Here is a 25,165-nt window from a genome sequence, read left to right on the forward strand (position 1 = left end):
AGGTGATCGGACGCAGCCTTGGAAGCCGAGTACGGCGAATTCGGCGCGAACGCGGTCGTTTCGGTGAACTTGCCGGTGTCGCCCAGCGTGCCGTACACCTCGTCGGTGGAGACGTGCAGGAAGCGGAAGGCATCGCGCGCCGGCGCGTCGAGCGATTTCCAGTAGTCGCGCGTCTTCTCCAGCAGGTTGAGCGTGCCCACGACGTTGGTCTGCACGAACGCCGCGGGACCGTCGATGGAGCGGTCCACGTGGCTTTCGGCGGCGAAGTTGATCACGGCGTCCGGGCGGTGCTCGCGCAGCAGGCGTTCGACCAGCTGCGCATCACCGATGTCGCCCTGCACGAAGACGTGGTCCGGATTGCCCTCCAGGGGCGACAGCGTGTCGCGGTTGCCCGCGTAGGTCAGCAGGTCGAGGTTGATGACGCGCACCCCGCGCTGAACCGCCTCCAGGACGAAATTGCCGCCAATGAACCCGGCGCCACCGGTCACAAGCCAAGTTGCCACCAACACCTCCGTAGAAAAACGACCAAGTTTTGGGCGGAACGTGCAACGCCAGGGCGACCACCCCACGAATTGCCCCTGAGAACTCCATTCTCCTGATCAGGGAAGCGACCGCCCCTGCCTAATTCTTTGCGAACACAAAGAAGCGGTGATACGTATTCTCTCGAACTCGAAATGTCTTAACCAGATTCGCTCGTCGCGACAAATCAGACAGGACCCTAGTAAGCGAATAGCCGCTCTTGTTGATCTCCCAATAGTGCTCACCATCAAACTGATGACGTTGCAAACCGATCCTCGGGCGAGGATAGAAGAATGAAAGCTCACCAAGCTTAGGAATCTGAATTGCAAACCGGTAAATCCTCTTCGCGTCCGGCAAGCTAATGACGACGTTCTTCGCGCTTACTCGAATCATTTCGGAGAATGCGCTCAGCGCAGCCTCATAAGGTAGATGCTCAAGCATCTGAAACGCGCAAACGACATCGAAACTGGAATCTTCGAAGGGAAGGTCTTCGGCGTCAGCTACGTAGTCCGGGCGCAAATCCGGATCGAGGTCAACGGTCTGAACCGGCAATCCAAACTGCGCGGCAATGGCCTTAAACGCCCCCGATCCATGCCCAACCTCCAAGATCGACGTTGGCCTCACCTTAAGCATTTCATCTACTTGGTGCCAGACGCTCATCCAACGCTGCTTGGACATGTATCGACCAAAATCGTAATGACTTTGATCCACCTGCTTCACTCGCATAACCACCTCATGCCGTTCTTACACTCACCCCAGATCACATCAATAGCGATGTCACCAGCGCCAAAACCACCGCCTTTCAAGCCCTTCCGAACCGTTCCAACGTCAAGCGACACTCCAAAAAATTGAGTGACAGCAACACGATGCCGTACAACGCGACAGCACACGACGCCGACAAGACGCGACTAAGGCCCATGACTTCACACGAGCAAAAGAACCCGCCAGCGAGACCGCACGCAATCAAGAGTTGTTTAATAGCTTGATTTGGCCAGCCGCCCAGCCTCCAAACACTCAAGCGCAGCAACCCGATGGCACTACTGGTAGCCAGCCCGACCGCAAGCGCCCAAACGAATGCCGCGGGGCTCCCACTCCTAGCGACTAGGAGCACACAAACTCCAGCCACGATTAAGCCAGCAATGGACCCCTTGGCGGCCCCTATCCCATCCTCCTCCACCAGCTGCATGGACTCGACCGCGAACACCTTGAATGCGGCGACCCCGGCGCAAACACTCGCGGCCATCACCGTCGCCGAGAACGCTCCTACGTACTCCTCAGAGACCAGCACTCTTAAAAGAGTCGGCAACACCGCGACGAGGCCAAAAACTATCGGAACGATGCAAGCTGTCATCGCAACAATGTGACGAGTTACATTCAACGCGCTTCTCTCTCCGCCTCGCTTCAAGATTGCGACCTGAACTAGAACAATGTTCACGGCGGAAACAGGCACGCTGACCGCGCGCTGGGTCAAATCCAACGCAAGAATTGCTCCGCCTGTAGCGGAGGGACCACCGTTATGTGCGATTAGCCAACGAACCCCGAGAAAAGCCAGCAAGGTTGCCACCTGTGCAACAGCAAGCCCCGCGCCAAGAAAGACGATTGAACGAAACCCCTCTGCACTCCACCTGAGACGAAAGCGCATCTGAGCGCGCCGCCCAGCGAACGCGGACGATGCGAAGTACGAAGCGATGAGAGCAAGAAATGCAAACACCGCATTTCGCGTCATTGCTGCGACCACAACAACGGCAACCACGGAAAGAACTGCACGAGCAATCAAGGACCTTGCATAGGAGGCATCGTCGAAATCTGCTTTGGCTTTTGCCTGCGTGCCATCGAAGATTCCTTGTGCAATTGCATACACAATAGACAACGCAAGCAGCTTGCCCCCAAGTATCGGAACGGGAATTGCCACTGCCATTCCTGCGATTAGCACTAAGACAAAACTTGTCTGCAGATACCACTGCATAAGCTTGTCTGTTACGTCTTTCGCGGAGCCTCCATATCGCAGGAGACTCAAGCGCAACCATTCGAAGAATACGACGACAAAGACTTGGCCAAGCGACCACGCCAAAGCAAACCTTACGTAGCCTTCCGAGGGAAGGAAACCGGCGACAAAGATGGGAATTAGAAATGCAAGCAAGCTACCGAGCATGGAGGCTACGCCGGCGCCAACCCCACCTGAGACCAGCCTACGTGAGACTTGATCAGAGCTTTGCACTGACAGCCTCAAGCAATTGCCTATACGCAAGCAGAACCTGCGGCCACTGGAAGTCCGCCCGGAATCTGGACTCGCTCCCGAGGCGCATCTCATTCAGCCTCTCTTTCTCAAAGACCCTGTCAAAGCCCTCCTCGCAAGACTCCACCGAATCAAAGTACATCGCCGAAGGCCCAGCCACCCACCGATTGAACTCATTGTCGTGCGCAAGCACTCCGGATCCGCAGCCCAGTGCCTCGACTAGTGACGGATTCGTTCCACCGACTCGATGCCCGTGAACGTACACGAGGCTAGACTTTCGCAGTGCACTGACCACGCCACTGTCGTAAATGGCACCAAGGAACAGCACATCTTCATTCGCAGCCTTTAGCACCTTTGCGTGATAATCCTTCTTTGCATCGAACGCCCCGAGGACTACTAGCTTTCCTGGCCGCCGGCTCCGTGAGAACGCAGTCACGATCTCCAAAATCGAGTTTTCTGGTTCAGGACGCGCAACCAATAGCGCATATTCGTCCTGCCGCAAGCCGAACCTACTCAGCACGACATCGCTTGTCGCCTGGATCCGGTCGGCGCCATACGGAATCATGGAGACCTTCTCGGCGGGAGCGAAAGACAGAAGGTGCCGCTCAATGCCCGGATGGTCCGCGATAAGGTGACTTCCGAATAGCGAGGCGCAGCGTTCGTTCAACCAAAGCCACGCCTTTTCGAACCACCTCCACTTCTTGCGCTTCCACTCCAGCCCATCCATGTTTATTACGTTTGGAATGCGAGCCAACCGCAAGAGGCCGTTGAAGATTGCCGTGTTGTATCCGAGCGTAAGCACCAACCTTCGCTCTGATCTTCGGAGCAACAAGTCCAGGATGCATCGAGCGTCAAATTCGATGGTCCCCCACGCCGAAGTGGAGCCGCAACCGATATGACGCCGGACGACCCCTTTCCAAGGATCCTCATGCGCTTTGACTGCCCCGTCGACCTGGCAGTAGACAACCACATCCCAACCCGTCTCGACCAAATAGAGCGCTAGACGCTCGGCAAACGTTTCGAAACCGCCGTGACTCGCGGGAACTCCGCGAATCCCGGTTATAGCGATCCTCATCTTCTGCACTGCCACTTCAACGACCCCTAATTGCCATGACCAAGGTTTGTGCCGACGAAGGCCATGAAAACCTCTTGGCGTGCTCTACGTTTGACTCAATCGCTGAATCCCTCCTGCAAAGGCGAGCCATCTCGCGTCCAACCTCCTGAACATTCATCGGATCTACAACCGTTGCAACGTTTCCGGCAATCTCCGGCAAGGACGTTCGATCCGAAACAATCGCCGGGGCGCCGCACGCTAGCGCCTCAAGAGCCGGCATACCGAAGCCCTCCGCGTGCGACAAGTAGAGGAAGGCATGACATCCCGCATAAAGAGAAGGCAGATCCGAATCGGAGACGTCATCAAGAAATCTGATTTGCCCTGAGAGCCCGCATCTCTCAGCTTCCACGAATACGTCGTCAAATCGGAAATCCCGCTGACCGACAATCACAAGTGGCAAGTCCGTCCTACCGCTTGAGATCCACCCTCTGATAATTCCTACGTAGTTCTTTCGAGGCTCAATCCTTCCAACCGACAGCCAGTAGGCAAACTCACTCAAACCGTATCGCTTCAGCGTGTTTGCGTCCAAAGCTCGGGGACTGAATCGCGCAAAGTCCACGCCGTTGTGCGTGACGGACGCACGACGCCCATACAGCCTGGCGATCTCTCTCTTAGAGAAGTCGCTAACTGTGAGCAGTACGTCTGCGCGCTTAGCCGCGTATCGAAACATCCGACGCGCAAGAATCGCGAATCTGGCAGAGAAGTACTCAGGGTGCGATTCCACTAGGACGTCGTGAATCGTGCAGACGCTGATTCCCTTGCTGATGAATGGGATTCGATATTGGGTATGCAGCGCATCCAGATCGAACTTGAACGACAGAAATGGCAGTTGAAACAGCAGGCGCCAGACAGCCGGCGCGCGACGCATTTCAACCAAGTGCGCGTTTCGCCCTGCAAACTCTGGATGCTGCTTCAAAAGCGTTCCGAGATTGCTACCAAAGAAGTAGAAGTCGATTTCCGGAAAAGCAGTGATTGCGGCCTTATACAGTCCCAGGATGTGACTGCGAGAACCCTGATAGATCCCATCCCAGGTATGAAAATCCACGCCAATTCTCATACGCTTACTGCACTCTCTCGGGCGAAGACGCCCGAACTGGACTCGTCTCGATTCTTAAGAATCTTTGCCGGCACTCCGCCAATAACTGAATTCGATGGATAGCTGCCTCTAGTAACGACACTTCCCGCCGCAACCACACACCCCTCTCCAAGCCTGACGCCATCGAGAAACGTAGCGGCGGCACCAATCCAGCAGTTGTCGCCAATGAATATCCCCTCCCGCGTCACCCCTTGATCCTTAATAGGTTTGCGGAGGTCACTGAAGACATGATTCTCGGAATGAAAGCTGACTCGCTGACCTGCAATGACCTTGCTCCCAATTTCTACACCGCCTGAAGCGCCGACATATCCAAACGGACCCAAGGAAGAGCCAGTGCCCAACCGGAATCCAACACCTATCTCCCCCAGAACCCCGGTCGCCCTGACGATTGTGTAGTCCCCAATCGCACTTCCGTCAGCCAGCGTAATTCCGTCCTTCGATAGCGCATCCAAGCAGACATAGTCGCCAATGTTTACGCCTCGGCCGAGGCGGATCTTCCTGCGGCAAGTGATCCTTACACTTTTGCCAACAAAGCAAGGCGTTCTAACGCGAAAAGCCAGCGCGCCCCTGAGCAAAGCAATGACCTTTCCTGAACAAAAGGCGAGTAAATCGCCGAACGCGATCCCTCTATCGATTTTGTAAGGCCTGCCTTTTGCGAAGCCAGCAGCCTTCTCGGCGATTGAATAGATGAGCTCCACCATCAAGTTACGCCCCATTCTTTGAACTCTTGATTCGATGAGTTAGCGATATCGCCATCATTCCAGCCGCTGCCCAGAACAACCCCGTGGTATGCGTCGAAGTGAATTGAGCGGCCACGTATATCGAGAGGAATCCACCCACTAGTGCGACTCGGATCGCGCCCCCTTCCCTCATTGCCTTCGCAATGAGGCTCAGGAGGAACAGATTGACGGCGACCCACCCCACCACACCAAAGTCGTGCAAGTAGGCGAGCTCAAGCTGGCCCAGCCACAGATTCTTTGGATTATCGGAGCCAAGATTGATCAGCAAATCCTGGCTATTTGCTCCGAAACTGATTGGGCCATGCCCAAGCAATGGTCGCTCTAGAAATTCCTTGAACCCGTCCTTGAATAGCTCCAAGCGCACATCCGTCGTGGACTGGCGCGCAAAGAGCTCCTGATAGGTCGTGCTATTTGTCGCAAGCCAAGCGGCGACAGCAGCTGCAGATGCAGCAGTCAGCACAGCAAGCACGCGACGGAAGCGTGTGAGACGGTTGTCTGACCCGACCTGGAATACGAGCCCCAAGGCAAAGCCAATGAACGGTCCTTTCGAAAACGCAATCGTCAGACTTGCGAGTCCGAGCGCCCCAAGAACGATGCTCGACCAATTCGCTCGGAGAAACGGATAACAGACCAGCAGGAGATACCCTGCAAACGCCCCATAAATATTTGGTTCGAATAGCAACAATCTGAACCTGCTTCCTTCGAAACAAGAGGGGAAAACGTTCGGCCCGAGCAGATAGAGAAGAACAGACAAACCGAAGAAGCCGAAGGCGAATCCTTTCGTGCCTGATTCAAATTCGGCACTGTCACACTTCAGCCGAGAGGCGACTGCGCAATAGACCATCGGCCCCGCATAGATCAGATACCTCTGACCCCATCCGTCCCCCGCACTGGCGAGTGCCAGTAGAAAGAATAGGGACAGAACGATGGCAAGGCGCAGGTCTCTAACGTAAACGGACTGAAACCAAAGCGCGCCTAGGAGCGGCAGTGCCAGTACCACCCCCACCCGTTCGGGATTAATCGTCAAGTTCGCCAGCGAGAAACTTATCCCGCTAAACAGGGTGAATGACAAAATTGCGAGAATTTGGACCCGAACGGCTGTGGACTTACGCACGACTCAACCGCCCTTTGCCACTTCTAGGTACAGTCGGTGCCATTCGCCAGCCCATGTATCGACGGTTTTTATCGTGGTGACCGAATCAGAAATGCTCTCCGCTCTGTCCTTCCACCATTGGCGATTAGCTGCATAGCTGAGCAACGCGCGGTCGAGATCCCCGTCAATATCGGGAGAAAAGATGAGTCCGTTTTTCCCAGCCGTGACTATTTCTGGCAACCCGCCTCTAGTACTCACAATGGCAGGCCGCCCTGCCATGATTGATTCAACCGCGACCATACCCAGCGGCTCATCCCAAACTGATGGCACGACGGTTACATCGATACTTGAAAAGAAGTCAGCGGGCTTCTGATGCCCGAGCCAAATGATTCGCTCATCGACCAGCTCCTCCTTGAGGAAAGCCGCGTGCGGTGTGTCATCGCGCCCCGCAACGAAGAGTCGCCAGTGCGCATCCGCCACGCGAATGAACGCCCGGATTAGTTGTTCCAGCCCTTTCGGTGGAATGATCGATCCAATGAAGCCAAATCGAACCTCGCCTGTTTCAACTTGTGCAGCAGGCAGGACTCCTGGCTTACGTGCGTTTCGAATTGCAAGCCGCCTCTTCGAGCCGGAGAAGTACCCGTTCTTTAGAAACTTGTTCAGAACGAAATCACTTACACCGACCACGGCAGAAACCTGGCGTGAGCTCCTCTTATGCTGGGCGCGAAAGGCCCGACAGGTTATGCACGGCGTGGCGCACCGAGCATTGTTCTTGTACATCGCTGATCGTGGGCACATTAGGTACTGATCGTGCAATACCTGCACGATGGGAACACCCGCCCTGCGGATTTCACTCCATACAGAAATCGACCATCCGGCCAAGTTGTGGCAACTCACCACATCCGGCTGAAATTCTTTGAGTATCTTCCGCGCATCAAGTCGGGCGCGAACGTTGTAGTAGTCAAAGACCTGCCAGAGGTAACGAAGCCATTTGTTTGGATAGAGGCGCAAGGGGAGAAATACGTTTCGACATGGAACGCGCCACACCTTTACGCCATCAACGTCTTCGAAGGTTTTTCTTTTTCGAGACGAAAGGCATGCCACCGCGACGGTGTGGCCTTTGTCGCGCATCTGCTGAACCTGCTCCTGAAGGGTGACTTCAGCACCCCCTCCGATGTCGGGGGCATAGAACGTGTTGAGAAATAGAATTTTCATAATCAAACGCTCGTTCGTCGCGCTTCGCTAGCCGCGGACTTGAGGCGAACCATGGGGATCCGGACCTGCATCTCGCGCTCTTCAATACGCGTTCTTGCCGATGAAGCCCTTGAGGACGGTCATCGCGATGATCTTGAGGTCGAAGGACAGCGACCAGTTCTGCAGGTAGTACAGGTCGTACTCCACGCGCGCGGCCATCTTGTCGAGCGTGTCGGTCTCGCCGCGCAGGCCGTTGACCTGGGCCCAGCCGGTGATGCCGGGCTTCACCCGGTGGCGCTGCATGTAGTTGTCGACCACGTCCTTGTAGTGGTGGTTGTGCGCGACGGCGTGCGGGCGCGGGCCGACGATCGACATCGTGCCCTGCAGGACATTGATGAACTGCGGCAGCTCGTCGAGGCTGGAGCTGCGCAGGAAGCGGCCGAACGGGGTGACGCGGCTGTCGTGCCTGGTCGCCTGGGTCACCTGTCCCTGCGCTTCGGCATGCACGCACATGCTGCGGAACTTCCACACCTCGATGACGCGGCCGTCGCGGCCGTGGCGCGGCTGGCGGAACAGCACCGGGCCCCTGGAGCTGAGCTTGACGCCGATGGCGATGGCGGCGAGCAGCGGCGCGATCAGCAGCAGGATCAGCGCGGCGAGCACTCGGTCCTCGATCGCCTTGAGCAGTCGGGCATCGCCGTCAAACGGGCTGGCGCGCAGGTTGATCACCGGCAGGCCGGCCACCTGCTCGACGGAATGGTTGATCAGCTGCAGCCCGAGCAGGTCCGGCACGAACTTGATGTCGGCGGTGGAGTGCTCGAGCGCGGCGAGGATGCGTTCGATCCGCGCCTGCTCGCTCATCGGCAGCGCGATCCAGACCTGGTTGACGTGGTGGGCGTCGACCCAGTCGGCGAGTTGGTCTATGTCGCCCAGGCGCGGCAGCGCGGGACGCGCGCCGAATTCGGCCTGGGTCTGGAACCAGCCGAGCACGCGGATGCCGGCCCAGGGCTGGCGCTGCAGGTGGTCGGCGATGCGCGCCGCGTCGTCACCCGCACCGATGATCACGGCATTGCGCAGGTCGATGCCACGCTGGCGCGTCCACGCGGCGGCGCCGCGGAACACGAAGCGCGAAGCGGTGCCCAGACCGACGGCGGCGAGGAACCAGCTGCCCCACCACAGGCGCGAGATGTCCGAGGTGAGCTTGAATGCGGTGGCGTACAGCAAGGCGACGACGAACGCGGCGGCATAGGCGCCGAGCATCGTCCACAACTCGCCGGCCAGGCCGCGGCCGCGCCAACTGCGATAGAGCGGCGACATGCTGAAGACCAGCAGCGCGAACAGCACGCCGCGGGCGAGATGGCGCTGGTATTCGAGATCGACGTTGATGGCGTCGAATCGCAGCCAGTAGGCCAGCCATCCCGCCAGCGTGATGCCGGCGACATCGGCCAGGCGCAGCCCCCACGAGAACAGGGCCGTGTACTTGTCGGGACTCGCGCTGGCGCGCCGCAGCTCGTGCGGCATCGATGCAAAGAACATGGTCATCCCCTGGGTTACGGCGGACCGGCGCGACGGTCGGCGTCCCGGTTGGAATCCAGGAGGCAGGCGAGCATCAGGGCCAGTACCAGGGCGACCGCGTGGGTGCGCAATGGATAGTCCACGAGCGAATGCGCAAGTGGCGCCCAGATTGCGACACAGATCACACTGGTGAATGCATGATCCGCGAGCGCACGGGCACGCCCCATGGGAAAAGTTCTCAGGCAGACAGTGACCAGCAGTGCCACGAATGCGCCCAGCAACAACAAGCCCGGAACTCCGGCTTCGACGGCGACCTGCAGCACGTCGTTGTGCGCGCGGTCGGCATACACGTAGGTCATGGCGCTGACAGGTTCAGCGCTTGCATACACCCAGCGGAAGCTGCCGAACCCGCTGCCCCACGGCAGGTAGTCGCGGGCGACGCCGAGGCCGTAGTGCAGGTACTGCCAGCGCAGGTCCTCGAGCGGGTCCTGGGTGAGGCGCTGGGCCAGTCCGTCCCACGCATACACGCCGACGGCGAGTGCCGCGATGGCGATGAACGCAACCGGCAGCAGCCAGCCGCGGCGCGGGCGCAGGCCCGAGGTGACCAGCAGTGCGACCAGCGCCGCGCCACCGGCGAGCAGGGTCAGCGCGAAGCCGGCGCGCGAATACGACAGGGCCGACGCCAGCACCAGCAGCAGGGCGATCGCGTACCAGCCGGCGCTCACCGCACGGTGCACGCCCCTGCCCTGCACCGCGGACTCGGCTGCACGGCGTGACGCGGCCACACCGAAGGCCATCGCCAGTGGCGCCAGCATCGCCATCAGGATGGCGTAGTGGTTGCGGTTGGCGAAGGTGCCGATGGCGCCTGTCGCATGGTGGTAGTCGTAGAAGCGGATCGGCGCGTGCGTGCCCGCGGCAGCCTGGGCGAAACCGAGCAGCGCCTCCATCACCGCGACCAGCAGGCACAGCTGCAGCAGGCGCAGGCGTGCGGCCCACGGCAGCGTGCTGGCCAGCAGCCACATCGCCACGAACACCACAAAGGCCGCGACCGAGCGCACGCTGCCCCAGGCATCCAGCGTCATCGCCTGCCAGCCGGCGTCGACGCCGGCGCTGCGCAGCTCGGCGAGGATCGCCGCGCGCTGCGGCAGGTGCGCGAACCAGGCCGCCGGCAGCGGCAGCAACTGCAGCAGGCCCAGCGCGACGGCGGCCGCGCTCAAGCCGAGGAACAGCTTCTGCCAGCGGTTGGCGGTGCCCCGCTGCCAGCGCGCCAGGCCCAGCAGCAACGCGGGCGCGGCCAGCAACTGCACGACGAAATCGCCCATGCCGCGCGGGCCGCCGCCAAACAGCAACGCGGCCACGAGCAGCGCCGCGGCGACGGCTTCGGCGACGCGATCACCGGCAGTGGCGGTGCGCGAAAGGGCTGGGGTCGGAATCATCAGGGACCGGGCGCGACATCGCGGAAAAAAACGGGCCGCACTGGGCGGCCCGTCGGATGTCGCTTGTTGGCGTGTCTTACGGGCTGGACGGCTTATCGCTGCCGCCACCACCGCCACTCGCGGCGCCGGCCACGGCGGCCGCAACGCCCACGCCCACCACGATCGAGCTGGTCGGGACGTGCTTGCGCGGCTTGGCGTCGTTGGCGCAGGTCGTCGGCGCCTGCGCCGGAACGGTGTAGCTGCCGGTCACTGGCACGGTGCAGCCGTTGGCGAAGGTGACCACGGCGCTGCCGTTGGTCACGGTGATCGCATCGCCCGCGTTGGCGCCGGCGCTCTGCCCGGCTCCCAGCGTGGTGCTGCCGATCTGCACTTCGCCGGAGCCGGCGCGCACGCTCACCAGCGCGGACGGCGCTTCGGCCAGGGCGGCGCCGCTGACGAGCGTCAGGGCCATGGCAAGGGTCGACAGACCCAGGAAACGCTGCTTCATCACTTCCCCTCAAGTTGATGCGCGCGTGTCGGGCGCGCATGGATGCCGGAAGGATACGGCACGCCTCCGCGTGGCCATATCAGAACAAGTCTTATGGACGCGACGCCGGGTTTCGTGGCGGTGGTGACTCTGCGCGCGTGCGAACGTTGGCAATCGGCAAACTACAGGGCAGTGATGCCCACCGCGTCGAGGCCGAGCGCACCGGTGATGCGGCGTTCTGCGAGCGAACGCGCGAGGTGGCGCAGGCGCACGAGCTGCGCGTCGCATCCGGCGGGCACGGTGAACGCGAGATCCGTCGTGTTCCAGCGCGGACGCGTGGCCGCCGCCGGCAGTGGCAGGGTCGCGAGCACGCTGCCGCCTTCGCGGCAGACGACGTCGAGCGCGAACGGACGCGCGCTGTCGGTGGTGTTGTTAGCGGCCAGCGTCAGGCGATAGGCGCCGGGCGCCAGCACCAGCATCTGTTCGACCGGCAGCCACTGCACGGCGCGGCCTTCGAACTGCAGCCACAGCGCGCTTGCGCCCTGCGCGGCGTCGCCAGGCTCGAACGCGATCGCCACGCCGGGCGCCTGGCCGATGCGCCAGCCGTAGCCGTCGGCGACGTCGGGATGCTCGAAGCCCCCGTCGAACACGGTGGCCGTGGCCCCTGCCCGGTCGTGCGCGGGCAAGGCGGCGAGCCACAGGGCGCGCGCGTCGCCATCGCGATGCAGGCGCTGCAGCAGGGTGATGCGGGTGCTGGACTCGGCCGGCGTCAGCGCGTCGGCGCGGGCGATCGCGGCTAGCAGGTCGACGGCCGCCTGCGGATCGGTATTTGCCAGCAGCGCGCCGGCAAGCGCCGGCCGCCAGTTGGGCGAACGCGCGACGCGCACGGCCAGGGCCTCGCGCAGGCGTGGGTCGCCCAGGTGCGGTGCGAGCTGGCCGAGCAGTTCATCGCCCAGTTGCGGCGCCACGCGCAGCAGCGCGTCGATGTGCTCGATCCCCTGCCCGATGTCGCCCGCGGCGAAGGCGCGATCGGCAAGCGCGGCGCGGGTGGCGACATCGCGCGGCGCGCGCCGCGCGGCGATGGCGTACAGGGCGTCGCTGCGCCCCGGCGACGCGACCGTGTCCTGCGCGAGCAGGCGGAAGGCGCGGCCGTCGATGGGGCGCGTGGCGAGCATCGCCCGGGCGCGCTGCGCGTTTGCGGCCGCGTTGCCGTGATCGGTATCGGCCGCTTGCAGCCAGCGGTCCGGGCCCAGCGGCGCGCCGACGTCGGCGTCGACGCGCAGCAGCAGTGCGGCCGCGACGGCGAGCGCCAGTGCGGGCACGCCGGCCAGCAGCCAGCGCACCGCGCGGCGCGCATCAGGCGTTTTCGCCGCCGTAGCTGTAATAGGTGTAGCCACCGTAGGCCTCGCCCTTGCGCGACAGGTCGAACTGGGTCAGCAGCGTGCCGATCACGTGGCCACGCGCGCCGTGCAGGCGCTGCTGCGCGCCCTGCAACGCATCCTTGCGGGTGCGTTCGGCGGTGGCGACGAGGATCGTCGCTTCGGCCTGGTGCGACAGCAGCGGCGCGTCGGCCAGGCCGAGCACCGGCGGACCGTCGAGCACGATGACGTCGAACTCCGCCTGCAGCTGCTGCAGCAGTTCCGCCAGGCGTGGGCCGGCGAGCAGCTCCGGCGGGTTCGGCGGCAGCGGGCCGGAGGTGATCACGCGCAGCGTCGACTCGCTGCCGGCCTGGATCACGTCGCCGGCCTGCGCGCCACCGGCGAGCAGGTTGGACAGGCCCTTGCCGTTGCTGAGCCCGGCCATGCGGTGCACCGACGGATTGCGCAGGTCGGCATCGACCAGCAGCACGCGCTGGCCGAGCTGGGCGATGTTGCGCGCCAGTTCCATCGCGGTGGTGGTCTTGCCTTCCGACGCGCTGGCACTGGTGACGAGCAGGCTGCGCGGCAGGCCGTGCGGGGTGGCGAACTGCAGCGCGGTGCGCACCGAGCGGTAGCTTTCGGCGAACGCCGAGCGCAGGTCCGCCGCCGCGGCTGCGGGCGTAGTGCCGGCGGGCAGCTTGGGGATCCCGCCCAGCACCGGCAGGTGCGTGGCCGCGGCCAGCGCCTTGGGCGAGTGCACGGTGCGGTCGAGGTGGTGCAGCACGAACGCGGCGAGCACGCCGGCGAAACCGCCCAGCAGCAGGCCGATCGCGAGGTTCAGCGTCAGGCGCGGCGAGTGCTTCTTCTCCGGCACCTCGGCGCGGTCGACCACCGAGATGTTGTTGGTGCCGACGTTGCCGACGATGCCGATTTCCTTGTAGCGCTGCAGCAGGCCGTCGTAGAGCTGGCGGTTGGTCTCGGCTTCGCGCTTGAGGATGTTGTACTGGATGCTGCGGCCCTGCAGGTCGAGCACGTCGCCCTTGAGCCCGCCCAGGCGCTGCTCCAGCAGTTCCTCGCGCTGGCGCGCGGCGTCGTACTCGGTGCGGATCGAGCTGCGGATGTTGGCGACCTCGACCGCGATCTGGCGGTCGGTCTCGGCGATGCGCCCGGCCAGTTCCTTCATCGCGGGGTAGTCGGCGCCGAAGGTGCCGAGCTTCTGCTGGTACTCGGCGGCGAGCAGCGAGCGCGATTCGCGCAGCTTCTGGATCAGGTCGCTCGACACCACCTGCGGCAGGCCCAGGCCGTCGCCGAGGCTGGCCTGGTTCCAGGCGGCTTCGGCGTCGATGCGCTTGTCCTGCGCTTCGGCGAGCGCGGCGTTGAGGTCTGACAGGTTCTGCGCGCTGAGCGAGGGCTTGTCGTCGCCGACCGAAACGATCTGGCTGCGCGTGGCGAAATCGACCAGCGCCTTCTCCGAATCCTCGAGCCGGCCCTTGACCTGCGCCAGGCGCTCCTCGAGGTACTTGCGCGCGTACGAGGACGCGTCGAAGCGGCGCTCGAGGTTGCTGGCGATGAAGGCGTCGGCGTAGGCGTTGGCCACGCGCGCGGCCAGCGCCGGATCGGGCGAGTCGAAGTTCACCCGCACCAGGCGCGAATTGCGCACCGGCTCGATGGTGAGCGCCTTGAGCACGGGCTCGACCAGGGCCTGTTCGCGCTTCTGCTGCGCGTTGCGCGAGGCGGGGGTGGCGCCGGTCTTTGCGGCGAGTTCCGCGTCGACCTTGGCGATGGTCTTGGCGTACTGCTCGTGCCCGGTCAGGCGCAGGTCCTGCACGACGCGCAGCGCGAGCGAACGGCTCTGCAGCAGCTCGTACTGGGTCTGGTAGAAGTCGCGGTCCATCGGCGACTCGGTGGGCGTGAGCCCCTCGACGTTGACGATCTTCATCGACTCGCGCTCGATCTGCAGGGTCGACGAGGCGCGGAACACCGGCGTCGCCAGCAGGGTCAGCACCAGCGCCAGCAGGAAGATCGCGGCCGCGACCACCGCCACCACCAGCCAGCGGTCGCGCAGGACCTGCCAGTACTCGAGCAGGTCGATCTCGTCGTCGGCCGCGTTGTCGTGCGCGGGTTCGCGCGTCGTCGCCGGACTCATCGGTAAGCCCGCCATACGGCCACGAGCGGCGTCAGCTGGATCAGGGTCTTCAGCGCGACCTTGCCGCCTGAGGTATCGACCACGACCACGTCCTCGCCCATCAGCTCGGGATCGGCGGCCTTGCCGGCCTGGATGTCCTTGACGTCGAAGCGCGCGTACTGGCGCTGGCCGCCGACGGTGCGGAACACGAGCACGTTGTGCAGGCTGGCGATGTCGTTGGTGCCCTCGGCCAGAGAGAGGGCCTGGAGCAGGGTCAGGTGCGAGGTGATCGGGTAGATGCCCGGCTTCTTCACCTCGCCGCCGACGGTGATGCGCTGGCTGGCGAATTCGTCCACGAACACGCTGACCTGCGGGTCGCGCAGGTAACCGGCGGCGTAGCCGGCGGCGATGTCGGCCTCGACCTGTGCGGTGGTGCGGCCCGCCACGGCGAGGGCGCCAACCAGCGGCAGGCTGATGCGGCCGTCGTTGCTGACGCGGACCTGGCGGTCGAGTTCGGGCACGCGGAAGACGGTGACCTTGAGCAGGTCGTTGGGGCCGATGCGGTACTCGGGGCGGCCGGTGGCTTCGGCCACGGGGTCAACGGGCGGCAGATCGGCGACGGCCGTGCCTCCCACGCCGCGCCCACTGGCACAGGCTGACAACGCGCAGGCTAATAGCAGGATCGCGCACAGCAGCACGACCACTCGATTCCGGTACGGCAACGGACTTCCCCAACTGAACACGGCGACGCAGGCGCCGGGCGCGGGCCCGTCCTGCCAAAGGGCGCGAATTCTAACGTCCGCGCGGAAGGCGGAACTCCGCGGCGACCCGAGACTTTTTCTTAGACGCGTCCCGACCCGCTCATTCGCGGCGCGCCGGTCCGCGCAGCGAGCGCAACAGCCGGCCCAGCAGCGGTTGCGCCGGCGCGGCGCGCGATGGTCCGCGGAACTCCGCGCGGCGGAACAGCAGTTCCGGCAAAGCCTCGGGCGCCAGGTTTTCGACGATTCCCGCCGGCCGGGTCCGGACCATGTGCCCGGCCTCGACCTCGCCGACGAATCGCGCCGCGGCCTCGCAGGCCTCGCGCAGCAACGGCGGTCGGCGCGTCGGGTGGTGGGCATCGGTGGCGAGCACGGCGCAATGGCCCTCGTCGACGAAACGCTCGCCCCAGTACTGCACGCGGCGCCCGAAGCGGCCCGTCAGCGCGCCCGCGGTGACCTGCATCCAGGCGCCACGCTGGCTGAGGCGGGTAAAGACGTCGTAGTGGTCCTCGATCCAGCTCAGGCGCTCGGGATGGGTCACGACGGGGACGATCCCCGCGGCCATCAGCTCGAACACCGCTTCCTCGAAGCGCGGCGGCGCGACGTGGTGCGGCGGCTCGAGCAGCAGGTAGCGCGAACCGGCCAGCGTCGGCACCTCGCCGTCGCGGATCCGCGCGACCAGCTGCGGATCGAGGTGGACATCGGCGCCGGCGTGCAGGCGCAGGGCGATGCCGGCAGCATCGAGCTCGGCCTGGAATGCGGTCACGGCGGCGCGGATGCCGGCGGCGTCGTTCTCGTACATGCCGGGGTAGATGTGCGGCGTGCACGCGATCGCGGTGATGCCGTCGCCGGCCGCGATCCGCGCCATCTGCAGCGCCATGGCCAGGTCGACGGCACCGTCGTCGATGCCGGGCAGGAGGTGGCAGTGCAGGTCGATCATCGCGAAGAGGCCGGCGCGGAAGCGGCACGCAGCATACGGCGGGTTACCGGCATGGCATCGCGCCTGCCGTCACGCATCGGCATCGGGTGCGCGCCCTGTGTCGCGGGCTCAGGCCGCGTCGGCGTCCGTGGTGAAGCTCTCGCCGCAGCCGCATTCCGCGCTCGCGTTGGGATTGCGGAAGAGGAACTGCTCGCCCAGCCGCTGCTTGACCAGGTCGATCTGGGTGCCATCCACCAGCGCCAGGCTCGGCGCATCGACGTAGATGCGGACGCCTTCCTGCTCGAACACCGTATCGCCTTCGCGCTGGTCCCTGGCGAGGTCGGCGAAGTGCTGCCAGCCCGAGCAACCGGTGCGGGTCACGCCAAAGCGCAGGCCAATCGCATCCGGCGTCTCGGCGAGGTAGCGCTGGACGCGGGCGAGAGCGGCGGGAGCGAGGGTGACTGCCATGCGGAACTCCGAAGTGATGCTGGAATTATAGGCTCTGCGGTACGGGCGCTTGGGCCGTGGCCTGAACGATTGGGTAAACTTGCCGCCTTTCCCCATATCGGCCCGCAGCGGCCAGGATTCAAGGCATGACGGTCGTCAGCGTCGAACATGCGCTCGCAGGCAAGCTGCCCGCGGGCGGCGAAGTCACCGTCCGGGGCTGGGTGCGCACCCGGCGCGACTCCAAGGCCGGCCTGAGCTTCGTCAATGTCAGCGACGGCTCCTGCTTCGCGCCGATCCAGGTCGTGGCGCCGGCCAGCCTGGCCAACTACGAATCCGAAGTGAAACACCTCACCGCCGGCTGCGCGGTGGTGGCGACCGGCACGCTGGTGGCCTCGCAGGGCCAGGGCCAGGCGTTCGAGATCCAGGCCTCGAAGCTGGAAGTGGTCGGCTGGGTCGAGGATCCGGAGACCTATCCGATCCAGCCCAAGGCCCACTCGCTGGAATTCCTGCGCGAAGTCGCCCACCTGCGCCCGCGCACCAACCTGTTTGGCGCGGTCACCCGCATCCGCGACTGCCTGGCCAAGGCCGTGCACCGCTTCTTCCACGAGCAGGGCTTCTACTGGATCTCCACGCCGATCATCACCACGTCCGACGCCGAAGGCGCCGGGCAGATGTTCCGCGTGTCCACCCTGGACATGGCCAACCTGCCGCGCAACGGCAAGGGCGAGGTCGACTTCGGCCGCGACTTCTTCGGCAAGGAGACCTTCCTGTCGGTGTCCGGCCAGCTCAACGTCGAGGGCTATTGCCTGGCGCTGAGCAAGGTCTACACCTTCGGCCCGACCTTCCGCGCCGAGAACAGCAACACCACGCGCCACCTGGCCGAGTTCTGGATGATCGAGCCGGAAATCGCCTTCGCCGACCTCAACGAGGACGCGAACCTGGCGGAGGCCTTCCTCAAGTATCTGTTCCGCGCCGTGCTCAACGAGCGCATGGACGACATGGCGTTCATCGCCGAGCGCGTGCAGCCCGACGCGATCACGCGCCTGGAGAAGTTCATCAACGCGCCGTTCGAGCGCATCGACTACACCGATGCGATCTCGCTGCTGCAGAAGTCGGGCAGGAAGTTCGAATTCCCGGTCGAATGGGGCCTGGACCTGCAGACCGAGCACGAGCGCTGGCTGACCGAGGAACACGTCGGCCGCCCGGTGGTGGTGATGAACTACCCCGAGCACATCAAGGCCTTCTACATGCGTCTCAACGACGACGGCAAGACCGTCGCGGCGATGGACGTGCTCGCCCCGGGCATCGGCGAGATCATCGGCGGCAGCCAGCGCGAGGAGCGCCTGGACCTGCTCGATGCGCGCATGGCGCAGTTCGGCCTGGATCCGGCGCATTACGGCTGGTACCGCGACTTCCGCCGCTACGGCACGGTGCCGCACGCGGGCTTCGGCCTCGGCTTCGAGCGCCTGGTGGTGTACGTGTGCGGCCTGGGCAACATCCGCGACGCGATCCCGTATCCGCGTGCGCCGGGCAGCGCGGAATTCTGATTTCCGTCGCGGTGGCTGCGGCGGCCGCGACGCACCGGTAGAACCCCAACGATGATCCTGTTCTTCGCCCTGCTCTTCGTCGCCGCCGCCATCGCCGGCGCGTGCGCGTTCGTGATCTTCTGGCCGCTGTCGCTGGTGCACATCCGCGACCGCCATCCGGAGATCGGCGCGCAACTGGGCGCCGGCGCTTTCCTCAATCCGACCGCGCTGGGCTGGTTGCTGCGCCGCGGCTACGTGGCGGCGAACGACCGCAACCTCACCGGCCTGGCCTCGCCCGCGCGGCTCTCGCTGCTGACGATCATCATTGCCCTGGTCCTGGCCGCCCTGCTGTGGGCCCTGTCGACGGTGGTGACCGCATGAACGACGTAGCGCACGACGAATGGTGGCTGGCCACGCTCGGCCGCACGGTGGTGTGGGCGCGCCTGCGCGTGCTCGACGCCGGCACTGCCGAGGTGTTCGACAGCGACGGCGCCACCCTGCCCTACGACAGCGAAGACACCGCGCGCGCGGCGCTCATGGACGCCGAGTTCGTCGCGCTGGACGGCCTCGACGCCGACGATGCGGCCGATCGCGGCTTCGCGCTGGCCGAACTGGTGCCGCCGCAGGCCGACGACGACGAGCGCCTGCGCGGCCTGATGATCCAGAAACTGCCGCCGCGGCACTGACATGCACCGGGCGGCCGCGTTCGTGGAGACCGACCTGGCGGCGCTCGACGCGCTGCTCGAACGCGACAACTTCGTCACCGTGATCACGGTGCGCGACGACCTGCCGACGGTCAGCCACCTGCCCGTGCTCTACCGCCGCGACGGCGAGTCCATCGAACTGCGCGGCCACTGGGCGCGCCCGAACCCACAGGCTAAGCACGCCGGCCCGGCCACCGTCATCGTGCACGGTCCACACGCCTACGTTTCGCCGTCCTGGTATCCGGACAAGGAAGCGGCGGCGCGCGTGCCGACCTGGAACTACGCCGTCGCCCACCTCGCCGGCACGCTGGAGACCTTCGAGGACGAGGCATCGCTGGCGCAGCTGGTGGATGACCTCAGCCGCCAGCACGAGGCCACGGTCGGCCGCGACTGGCGCTTCGAGATCGAACGCGACGACCATCGCGTGCAACTGCGGGGCATCGTCGGCTTCCGCTTCCGCGTCGACAGCGCCACCCTCAAGTTCAAGCTCAACCAGAACCATCCCACGGCCAACCGCGATGCGGTCGCCACCCAACTCGAACAGCAGGCGCGCGAAGACAGCCGGGCGGTCGCCGCCCTGATGCGCGCCCGCACGCAACCGGAAAGCTGAGCCCATGGATCTCGACCTCAACGGCAAGCACGCGCTGGTCTGCGGTGGCAGCCAGGGCATCGGCCTGGCCGCAGGCAAGGCGCTGGCCGAACTCGGCGCCGACGTCACCCTGCTCGCGCGCCGCGCCGACGTGCTGGAGGACGTGGCAACGCAGTTGCCGCGCCCGCGCGCCTCGCAGGTCCACGGCTGGATCGCCGCCGACACCGCCGACCTGGATCGCCTGCGTGCCCAGGTCGAAGCGCTGTGCGCGGGCAAGCCGGTGCACATCCTGGTCAACAACAGCGGCGGCCCGCCGCCCGGCCCGATCCACGGCGCGGCCATCGCCTCTTTCGAAGCGGCCTACCGCCAGCACCTGCTGGCCAACCACGTGCTGGCCGAAGCGGTGCTGCCCGGCATGGAACGCGACGGCTACGGCCGCATCGTCAACGTCATCTCGACCTCGGTGAAGGAACCGCTGCGCGGCCTGGGCGTGTCCAACTCCACGCGCTGGGCGGTGGCGAGCTGGGCCAAGACGCTGGCGACCGAAGTCGCAGCCAAGGGCATCACCGTCAACAACGTGCTGCCGGGCTCGACCGAAACCCCGCGCATCGAGCAGATCATCGAATCCACCATGGCCAAGACCGGCCAGGATCGCGACACGGTCTACGCGAAGATGGCGGCGGAAATCCCGATGGGCCGCTTCGCGCGGCCCGAGGAAACCGCCGCGGCCATCGCCTTCCTGTGCTCGCCGGCGGCCTCGTACATCACCGGGATCAACGTGCCGGTGGATGGCGGCCGCACCCGTTCGCTTTGAGTCCAACTGCCGTTCGCAATCTCCCGAGGAACATCGCCATGAATGCCGTCGTCCCGGATGAACGCCGCAGCGCTGATCGCGTCACCTGTGCCTCGCGGGTCATGGTCCTGCGCCGCGAGACCGCCTGGTTCGCGCGCCTGCTCGACCTGTCGGAAGGCGGTTGCGGCATCGTCCGGCCCGCGGATTTCGAACTCGTCCCCGATGACGTGGTGCGCCTGTTCTTCCACGAAGCCGAGGAACCCGCCGTCGTCATCGTCGATGCGCGCGTCGCGCGCGTCACGGCGGACCAGGTGGGATTCGAATACCACGACCTCCAGGCGGTTCCCCCCGCGCACCCATCCCAACAATGAGGTGCCGTATGGACGCCCCGCCGGTTAAGCTTTGCGGATGCGTCTGACTCATTGGATCGACGGCGAAGCACGCGAAGCGGCCAGTGGCCGCTGGCTCGACGTATTCGACCCGGCGACGGGCCGCGCCTTCGCGGAAGTCGCCCGCGGCGACGCCAGCGACGTGGACGCCGCCATTGCCGCCGCGCAGAAGGCCTTGCCCGCGTGGTCGGGATTGCCCACCACCGAGCGCGCACGCTGGCTGGAAAAGCTGGCCGATGCGCTGGAAGCCAGGCTCGACGACTTCGCCCACGCCGAATCGCGCGACGGCGGCAAGCCGATCCGGCTCGCGCGCGAGGTCGAGATTCCGCGCGCCATTTCCAACCTGCGCTTCTTCGCGCACGCGGCCACCCAGTTCGCCAGCGAATCGCACCACGGCCAGGCCGGGCTGAATTACACGCTGCGCGCCCCCTTGGGCGTGGTCGCGACCATCTCGCCCTGGAACCTGCCGCTGTACCTGTTCACCTGGAAGATCGCGCCGGCACTGGCCGCGGGCAACACCGTGGTGGCCAAGCCCTCGGAAGTGACGCCGGTGACGGCGACGATGCTGGGCGAGCTCGCGGCGCAGATCGGCTTCCCCAAGGGCGTGCTCAACATCGTGCACGGGCTGGGACCGGAGATCGGCGAGCCGCTGGTGACGCACCCCGAGGTCAAGGCGATCTCCTTCACCGGCAGCACCGCGGTCGGCAAGCGCATCGCCACGCTCGCCGCGCCGCTGCTGAAGAAGGTCTCGCTGGAGCTCGGCGGCAAGAACCCGACCCTGGTCTTCGCCGACAGCGACTGGCGCGCGCAGCTCGACACCATCGTGCGTTCGGCGTTCCAGAACAGCGGGCAGATCTGCCTGTGCGGCTCGCGCATCCTGGTCGAGCGGCGCATCTACAACGAATTCCGCGATGCACTGGTCGAGCGTGCCCTCGCCCTGCGCGTGGGCGATCCCATCGACGAGGACAACAACCTCGGGCCGCTGGTGTCGCAGGCGCACTTCGACAAGGTCACCGCCGCGCTCGCCCGGGCGCGCGAGGAAGGCGGCCACGTCCTGTGCGGCGGCAATGCGCTCGACCGGCCCGGCTGGTTCGTCGCGCCCACCGTGATCGAGGGCCTCGGCCCGGACTGCGCGAGCAACCGCGAGGAAATCTTCGGCCCGGTGGCCACGCTGCAGCCCTTCGATTCCGATGACGAGGCGGTGCGGCTGGCCAACGCCGGCGACTACGGCCTCGCGGCCTCGGTGTGGACGCGCGACCTCGACCGCGCCCACCGCGTCGCCGCGCAGCTGCGCATCGGCATGGTCTGGATCAACACCTGGCTGATGCGCGACCTGCGCACGCCCTTCGGCGGCACCGGTGCGTCCGGGCTTGGTCGCGAGGGCGGCATGGAAGCCATGCGTTTCTTCACCGAACCCAAGAACGTCGGCATCGCCATCGGCGCGGCGCCGGCCGGAGCTACCCCCCGATGACGACACTCGACGAACTGCTGCGCAACAACCGCGAATGGGCGGAAAACGTGCGCCGCGAGGATCCCGGCTTCTTCAAGCGCCTGTCGCAGCAGCAGGCACCCAAGTACCTGTGGATCGGCTGCTCCGATTCGCGCGTGCCCGCAAACCAGATCCTCGGCCTGGCGCCGGGTGAGGTCTTCGTCCACCGCAACATCGCCAACGTGATGGTGCATACCGACCTGAACTGCCTGTCGGTGATCCAGTTCGCGGTCGACGTGCTCAAGGTCGAACACATCCTGATCGTGGGCCATTACGGCTGCGGCGGCGTGCACGCGGCGCTGACCGGCACCCGCGTGGGACTGGCGGACAACTGGATCCGCCACGTCGGCGACGTCGCGCTCAAGCATGCGCCGCTGCTGGACGGGATCGACCTGGAGTCGCTGCGCCATGCGCGCCTGTGCGAACTCAATGCGATCGAACAGGCGGCGAACGTCTGCCTGACCACGATCGTCCAAGACGCGTGGGCGCGGGGCCAGGCCCTGTCGGTCCACGGCTGGGTGTACAGCCTGCTCGACGGCCGCGTGCGCGAGCTGGGCATGGACGTGAGCTCCACGGACGAACTGGCGTCGTCGCACGAGCGCGCGCTCTCCAGGCTGCGACCCCGCACCGAGGACACGGCGGCATGAGCGACGCGATCAAGGCCAGCGCCGCGCCCAAGCCGGTCGGCACGTATCCGCACGCGCGCCGCGTCGGCGACCTGCTGTTCCTGTCGGGCATCGGTCCGCGCGATCCGGCCACGAACGAGATCGCCGGCAACGAGTATTTCGCCGACGGCCGCGTGCGCAAGTACGACATCGCCGCGCAGACCCGCTCGGTGTTCGCCAACGTCCGCGCCGTGCTGGAAGCCAGCGGCGCGCGCTGGGAGGACCTGGTCGACGTGACCGTGTACCTCACCGACATGGCGCGCGATTTCAAGGCCTACAACGCGATCTGGGCCGAGCATTTTCCCGACATCGACACCGCGCCCTGTCGCACCACCCTGGGCATCACCGCGCTGCCGACGCCGATCGCGATCGAACTCAAGTGCACCGCCGTGATTCCTTCCGGCCCCGGCCAGGACTGACGCCATGCTGCCCGCCCCGCTGAACCTGCAAGCCTGGATCGACGAACACCGCCACCTGCTCAAGCCGCCGGTCGGCAACAAGTGCGTCTACGACGGCGACTTCATCGTCATGGTCGTGGGCGGCCCCAACCAACGCACCGACTACCACTGGGACGAGGGCGCCGAGTGGTTCTACCAGCTCGAGGGCGAGATGGTGCTGCGGATCCAGGAAACGATGCCCGATGGAAGCAGCGCCGTACGCGACATCCCGATCAGGGCGGGCGAGACCTTCCTGCTCCCGCCGCGCGTGCCGCACTCGCCGCAGCGCATGCCGGACTCGATCGGCCTGGTGATCGAACGCAAGCGCCTGCCGCACGAACTCGACGGCCTGCTGTGGTTCTGCGAGCAGTGCAACGACAAGCTGTACGAAGAGTTCTTCCCGTTGCAGAACATCGAAACCGACTTCCCCGCCGTGTTCGACCGCTTCTACTCCTCGCGCGAACACCGGACCTGCCGTAAGTGCGGCCACGTCAATCCGGCGCCGGCGAAGTACGTGATGCCGGATACCTGACGCACCATTCCGATGCTGAAGATAGACACCCACGCCCACTACCTGCCACGCGATTGGCCGGACCTCGCGCGCAAGTACGGCGACGACCGCTTCCCGGTCATCCACCACACCGACGACGGCCGCCATCGCATCTACAAGGACGGCAAGTTCTTCCGCGAGATCTGGTCCAAGACCTGGGATGCGCAGGAGCGCATCGACGACTACGCCCGCTTCGGCGTGCAGGTGCAGGTGATCAGCACCGTGCCGGTGATGTTCAGTTACTGGGCCAAGCCGCACCACGCGCTGGAACTGCACCGGGCGCTCAACGACCACATGGCCGAGACGTGCCGCGCCTATCCGCGCCATTACGCGGGCATCGGCACCGTGCCTTTGCAGTCTCCCAGCCTCGCCGTGCAGGAGCTGGAGCGCTGCATGGACCAGCTCGGCCTGCAGGGCGTGCAGATCGGTTCGCACATCAACGACTGGAACCTCGACGCGCCCGAGCTGTTCGAGTTCTTCCAGGCCGCGAGCGAACTGGGCGCCGCGATCCTGGTGCATCCGTGGGACATGATGGGTACGCCCTCGATGCCGAAGTACTGGCTGCCGTGGCTGGTGGGCATGCCGGCGGAGCAGTCGCGCGCCGCGTGCTGCCTGATCTTCGGTGGCGTGCTCGAGCGCTTGCCGAAGCTGAAGATCTGCCTCGCCCACGGCGGCGGCAGCTTCCCCTACACGATCGGGCGCATCGAACACGGCTTCAACATGCGCCCGGACCTGGTCGCCACCGACAATCCGCGCAACCCGCGCGACTACATCGAGCGCTTCTACTTCGACTCGTGGGTCGCCGATCCGCGCGCCCTGCGCTACCTGCTCGACACCTGCGGCGTGTCGAGGGTGATGCTCGGCACCGACTACCCCTTCCCGCTCGGCGAACAGACGCCGGGCGCGGGCATCGAAGCGCTGCAGATGAGCGAGGCCGACCAGGCGCGCCTGTACCACGGCACCGCGCTGGAATGGCTGGGGCTCTCCAAATCCCGTTTTTCGTGAAG

27 protein-coding genes and 1 pseudogene are annotated in these 25,165 nt (G+C 65.1%); 11 read left to right on the forward strand and 17 right to left on the reverse strand.

Annotation, left to right across the window (positions count from 1 at the left end; translation table 11 throughout):
- The 17 genes and pseudogenes from BP05_RS08275 to BP05_RS08355 form a co-directional block, all read right to left on the reverse strand.
- Positions 1-503 (reverse strand): dTDP-glucose 4,6-dehydratase (locus BP05_RS08275; protein WP_496362343.1); only part of this gene is annotated, 503 nt, incomplete at its 3' end.
- Between the two features lie 118 nt (positions 504-621).
- Positions 622-1,239: a class I SAM-dependent methyltransferase gene (locus BP05_RS08280; RefSeq protein ID WP_496362345.1), complete on the reverse strand. Its 618-nt coding sequence runs from the start codon at positions 1,237-1,239 to the stop codon at positions 622-624.
- 82 nt (positions 1,240-1,321) lie between these two features.
- Entirely contained in the window at positions 1,322-2,671 is a 1,350-nt protein-coding gene (locus tag BP05_RS08285; protein WP_496362347.1) for an oligosaccharide flippase family protein, read from the reverse strand.
- Between the two features lie 52 nt (positions 2,672-2,723).
- Positions 2,724-3,845 carry a DUF1972 domain-containing protein gene (locus BP05_RS08290; RefSeq protein WP_496362349.1) on the reverse strand — a complete coding sequence of 374 codons (1,122 nt, stop codon included), beginning with the start codon at positions 3,843-3,845 and terminating at the stop codon, positions 2,724-2,726.
- Position 3,846: 1 nt separating this feature from the next.
- A complete protein-coding gene (locus BP05_RS08295) occupies positions 3,847-4,914 on the reverse strand; it encodes a glycosyltransferase family 4 protein (protein ID WP_496362351.1) in 1,068 nt (355 codons plus the stop codon).
- An 8-nt stretch (positions 4,915-4,922) separates the two neighbouring features.
- The gene (locus BP05_RS08300) at positions 4,923-5,681 is read right to left on the reverse strand and encodes an acyltransferase (protein ID WP_496362353.1); all 759 of its coding nucleotides are present in this window, start codon (positions 5,679-5,681) and stop codon (positions 4,923-4,925) included.
- On the reverse strand, positions 5,671-6,819 hold the full coding sequence (locus tag BP05_RS08305; protein WP_496362355.1) for an O-antigen ligase family protein: 1,149 nt from the start codon (positions 6,817-6,819) through the stop codon (positions 5,671-5,673). The genes BP05_RS08300 and BP05_RS08305 overlap by 11 nt, the downstream gene beginning before the upstream one ends.
- A gap of 3 nt (positions 6,820-6,822) precedes the next feature.
- Positions 6,823-8,013 (reverse strand): glycosyltransferase family 4 protein, encoded by a 1,191-nt coding sequence (locus BP05_RS08310; RefSeq protein ID WP_496362357.1) that lies wholly within the window; start codon positions 8,011-8,013, stop codon positions 6,823-6,825.
- 81 nt (positions 8,014-8,094) lie between these two features.
- Positions 8,095-9,528, reverse strand: coding sequence for an undecaprenyl-phosphate glucose phosphotransferase (locus tag BP05_RS08315; protein WP_496362359.1), 1,434 nt, complete (start codon positions 9,526-9,528; stop codon positions 8,095-8,097).
- Positions 9,529-9,542: 14 nt separating this feature from the next.
- Positions 9,543-10,943 carry an O-antigen ligase family protein gene (locus tag BP05_RS08320; protein WP_496362361.1) on the reverse strand — a complete coding sequence of 467 codons (1,401 nt, stop codon included), beginning with the start codon at positions 10,941-10,943 and terminating at the stop codon, positions 9,543-9,545.
- Positions 10,944-11,019: 76 nt separating this feature from the next.
- The gene (locus BP05_RS08325) at positions 11,020-11,430 is read right to left on the reverse strand and encodes a hypothetical protein (protein ID WP_496362363.1); all 411 of its coding nucleotides are present in this window, start codon (positions 11,428-11,430) and stop codon (positions 11,020-11,022) included.
- A gap of 161 nt (positions 11,431-11,591) precedes the next feature.
- Positions 11,592-12,752, reverse strand: coding sequence for a hypothetical protein (locus BP05_RS08330; RefSeq protein ID WP_496362365.1), 1,161 nt, complete (start codon positions 12,750-12,752; stop codon positions 11,592-11,594).
- Positions 12,753-12,765: 13 nt separating this feature from the next.
- Entirely contained in the window at positions 12,766-13,551 is a 786-nt protein-coding gene (locus BP05_RS08335; protein WP_496363116.1) for a CpsD/CapB family tyrosine-protein kinase, read from the reverse strand.
- Positions 13,537-14,928, reverse strand: a pseudogene (locus tag BP05_RS08340) (GumC family protein); the annotation flags it as partial. The gene BP05_RS08335 and the pseudogene BP05_RS08340, both read right to left, overlap by 15 nt.
- Positions 14,910-15,485 carry a polysaccharide biosynthesis/export family protein gene (locus BP05_RS08345; protein WP_496362367.1) on the reverse strand — a complete coding sequence of 192 codons (576 nt, stop codon included), beginning with the start codon at positions 15,483-15,485 and terminating at the stop codon, positions 14,910-14,912. The pseudogene BP05_RS08340 and the gene BP05_RS08345, both read right to left, overlap by 19 nt.
- 268 nt (positions 15,486-15,753) lie before the next feature.
- A complete protein-coding gene (locus tag BP05_RS08350) occupies positions 15,754-16,590 on the reverse strand; it encodes a tyrosine-protein phosphatase (RefSeq protein WP_496362369.1) in 837 nt (278 codons plus the stop codon).
- Between the two features lie 108 nt (positions 16,591-16,698).
- Positions 16,699-17,037: a HesB/IscA family protein gene (locus tag BP05_RS08355; RefSeq protein WP_496362371.1), complete on the reverse strand. Its 339-nt coding sequence runs from the start codon at positions 17,035-17,037 to the stop codon at positions 16,699-16,701.
- A gap of 125 nt (positions 17,038-17,162) precedes the next feature.
- Here BP05_RS08355 and asnS point away from each other — a divergent pair, with 125 nt between their 5' ends.
- From asnS to BP05_RS08410, 11 genes are read left to right on the forward strand one after another with little or no spacing between them, the layout of a single operon-like run.
- Positions 17,163-18,563 (forward strand): asparagine--tRNA ligase, encoded by a 1,401-nt coding sequence (gene asnS / locus BP05_RS08360; protein ID WP_496362373.1) that lies wholly within the window; start codon positions 17,163-17,165, stop codon positions 18,561-18,563.
- Between the two features lie 51 nt (positions 18,564-18,614).
- On the forward strand, positions 18,615-18,923 hold the full coding sequence (locus BP05_RS08365; protein ID WP_496362375.1) for a hypothetical protein: 309 nt from the start codon (positions 18,615-18,617) through the stop codon (positions 18,921-18,923).
- The gene (locus tag BP05_RS08370) at positions 18,920-19,228 is read left to right on the forward strand and encodes a hypothetical protein (RefSeq protein ID WP_496362377.1); all 309 of its coding nucleotides are present in this window, start codon (positions 18,920-18,922) and stop codon (positions 19,226-19,228) included. Before BP05_RS08365 ends, BP05_RS08370 begins: the two co-directional genes overlap by 4 nt.
- Position 19,229: 1 nt before the next feature.
- On the forward strand, positions 19,230-19,856 hold the full coding sequence (locus BP05_RS08375) for an FMN-binding negative transcriptional regulator (protein WP_496362379.1): 627 nt from the start codon (positions 19,230-19,232) through the stop codon (positions 19,854-19,856).
- Positions 19,857-19,860: 4 nt separating this feature from the next.
- Entirely contained in the window at positions 19,861-20,649 is a 789-nt protein-coding gene (locus tag BP05_RS08380) for an SDR family oxidoreductase (protein ID WP_496362381.1), read from the forward strand.
- Between the two features lie 38 nt (positions 20,650-20,687).
- The gene (locus BP05_RS08385; protein WP_496362383.1) at positions 20,688-20,999 is read left to right on the forward strand and encodes a PilZ domain-containing protein; all 312 of its coding nucleotides are present in this window, start codon (positions 20,688-20,690) and stop codon (positions 20,997-20,999) included.
- Between the two features lie 37 nt (positions 21,000-21,036).
- The gene (locus BP05_RS08390; protein WP_496362385.1) at positions 21,037-22,488 is read left to right on the forward strand and encodes an aldehyde dehydrogenase; all 1,452 of its coding nucleotides are present in this window, start codon (positions 21,037-21,039) and stop codon (positions 22,486-22,488) included.
- Positions 22,485-23,153: a carbonate dehydratase gene (gene can / locus BP05_RS08395; RefSeq protein WP_496362387.1), complete on the forward strand. Its 669-nt coding sequence runs from the start codon at positions 22,485-22,487 to the stop codon at positions 23,151-23,153. The genes BP05_RS08390 and can overlap by 4 nt, the downstream gene beginning before the upstream one ends.
- A complete protein-coding gene (locus tag BP05_RS08400; protein WP_496362389.1) occupies positions 23,150-23,590 on the forward strand; it encodes a RidA family protein in 441 nt (146 codons plus the stop codon). Before can ends, BP05_RS08400 begins: the two co-directional genes overlap by 4 nt.
- Before the next feature lie 4 nt (positions 23,591-23,594).
- Positions 23,595-24,140, forward strand: coding sequence for a 3-hydroxyanthranilate 3,4-dioxygenase (locus tag BP05_RS08405; RefSeq protein ID WP_496362391.1), 546 nt, complete (start codon positions 23,595-23,597; stop codon positions 24,138-24,140).
- Positions 24,141-24,152: 12 nt separating this feature from the next.
- A complete protein-coding gene (locus BP05_RS08410; RefSeq protein WP_496362393.1) occupies positions 24,153-25,163 on the forward strand; it encodes an amidohydrolase family protein in 1,011 nt (336 codons plus the stop codon).
- Positions 25,164-25,165 lie beyond the last annotated feature (2 nt).

Source organism: Lysobacter oryzae DSM 21044, assembly GCF_059568595.1.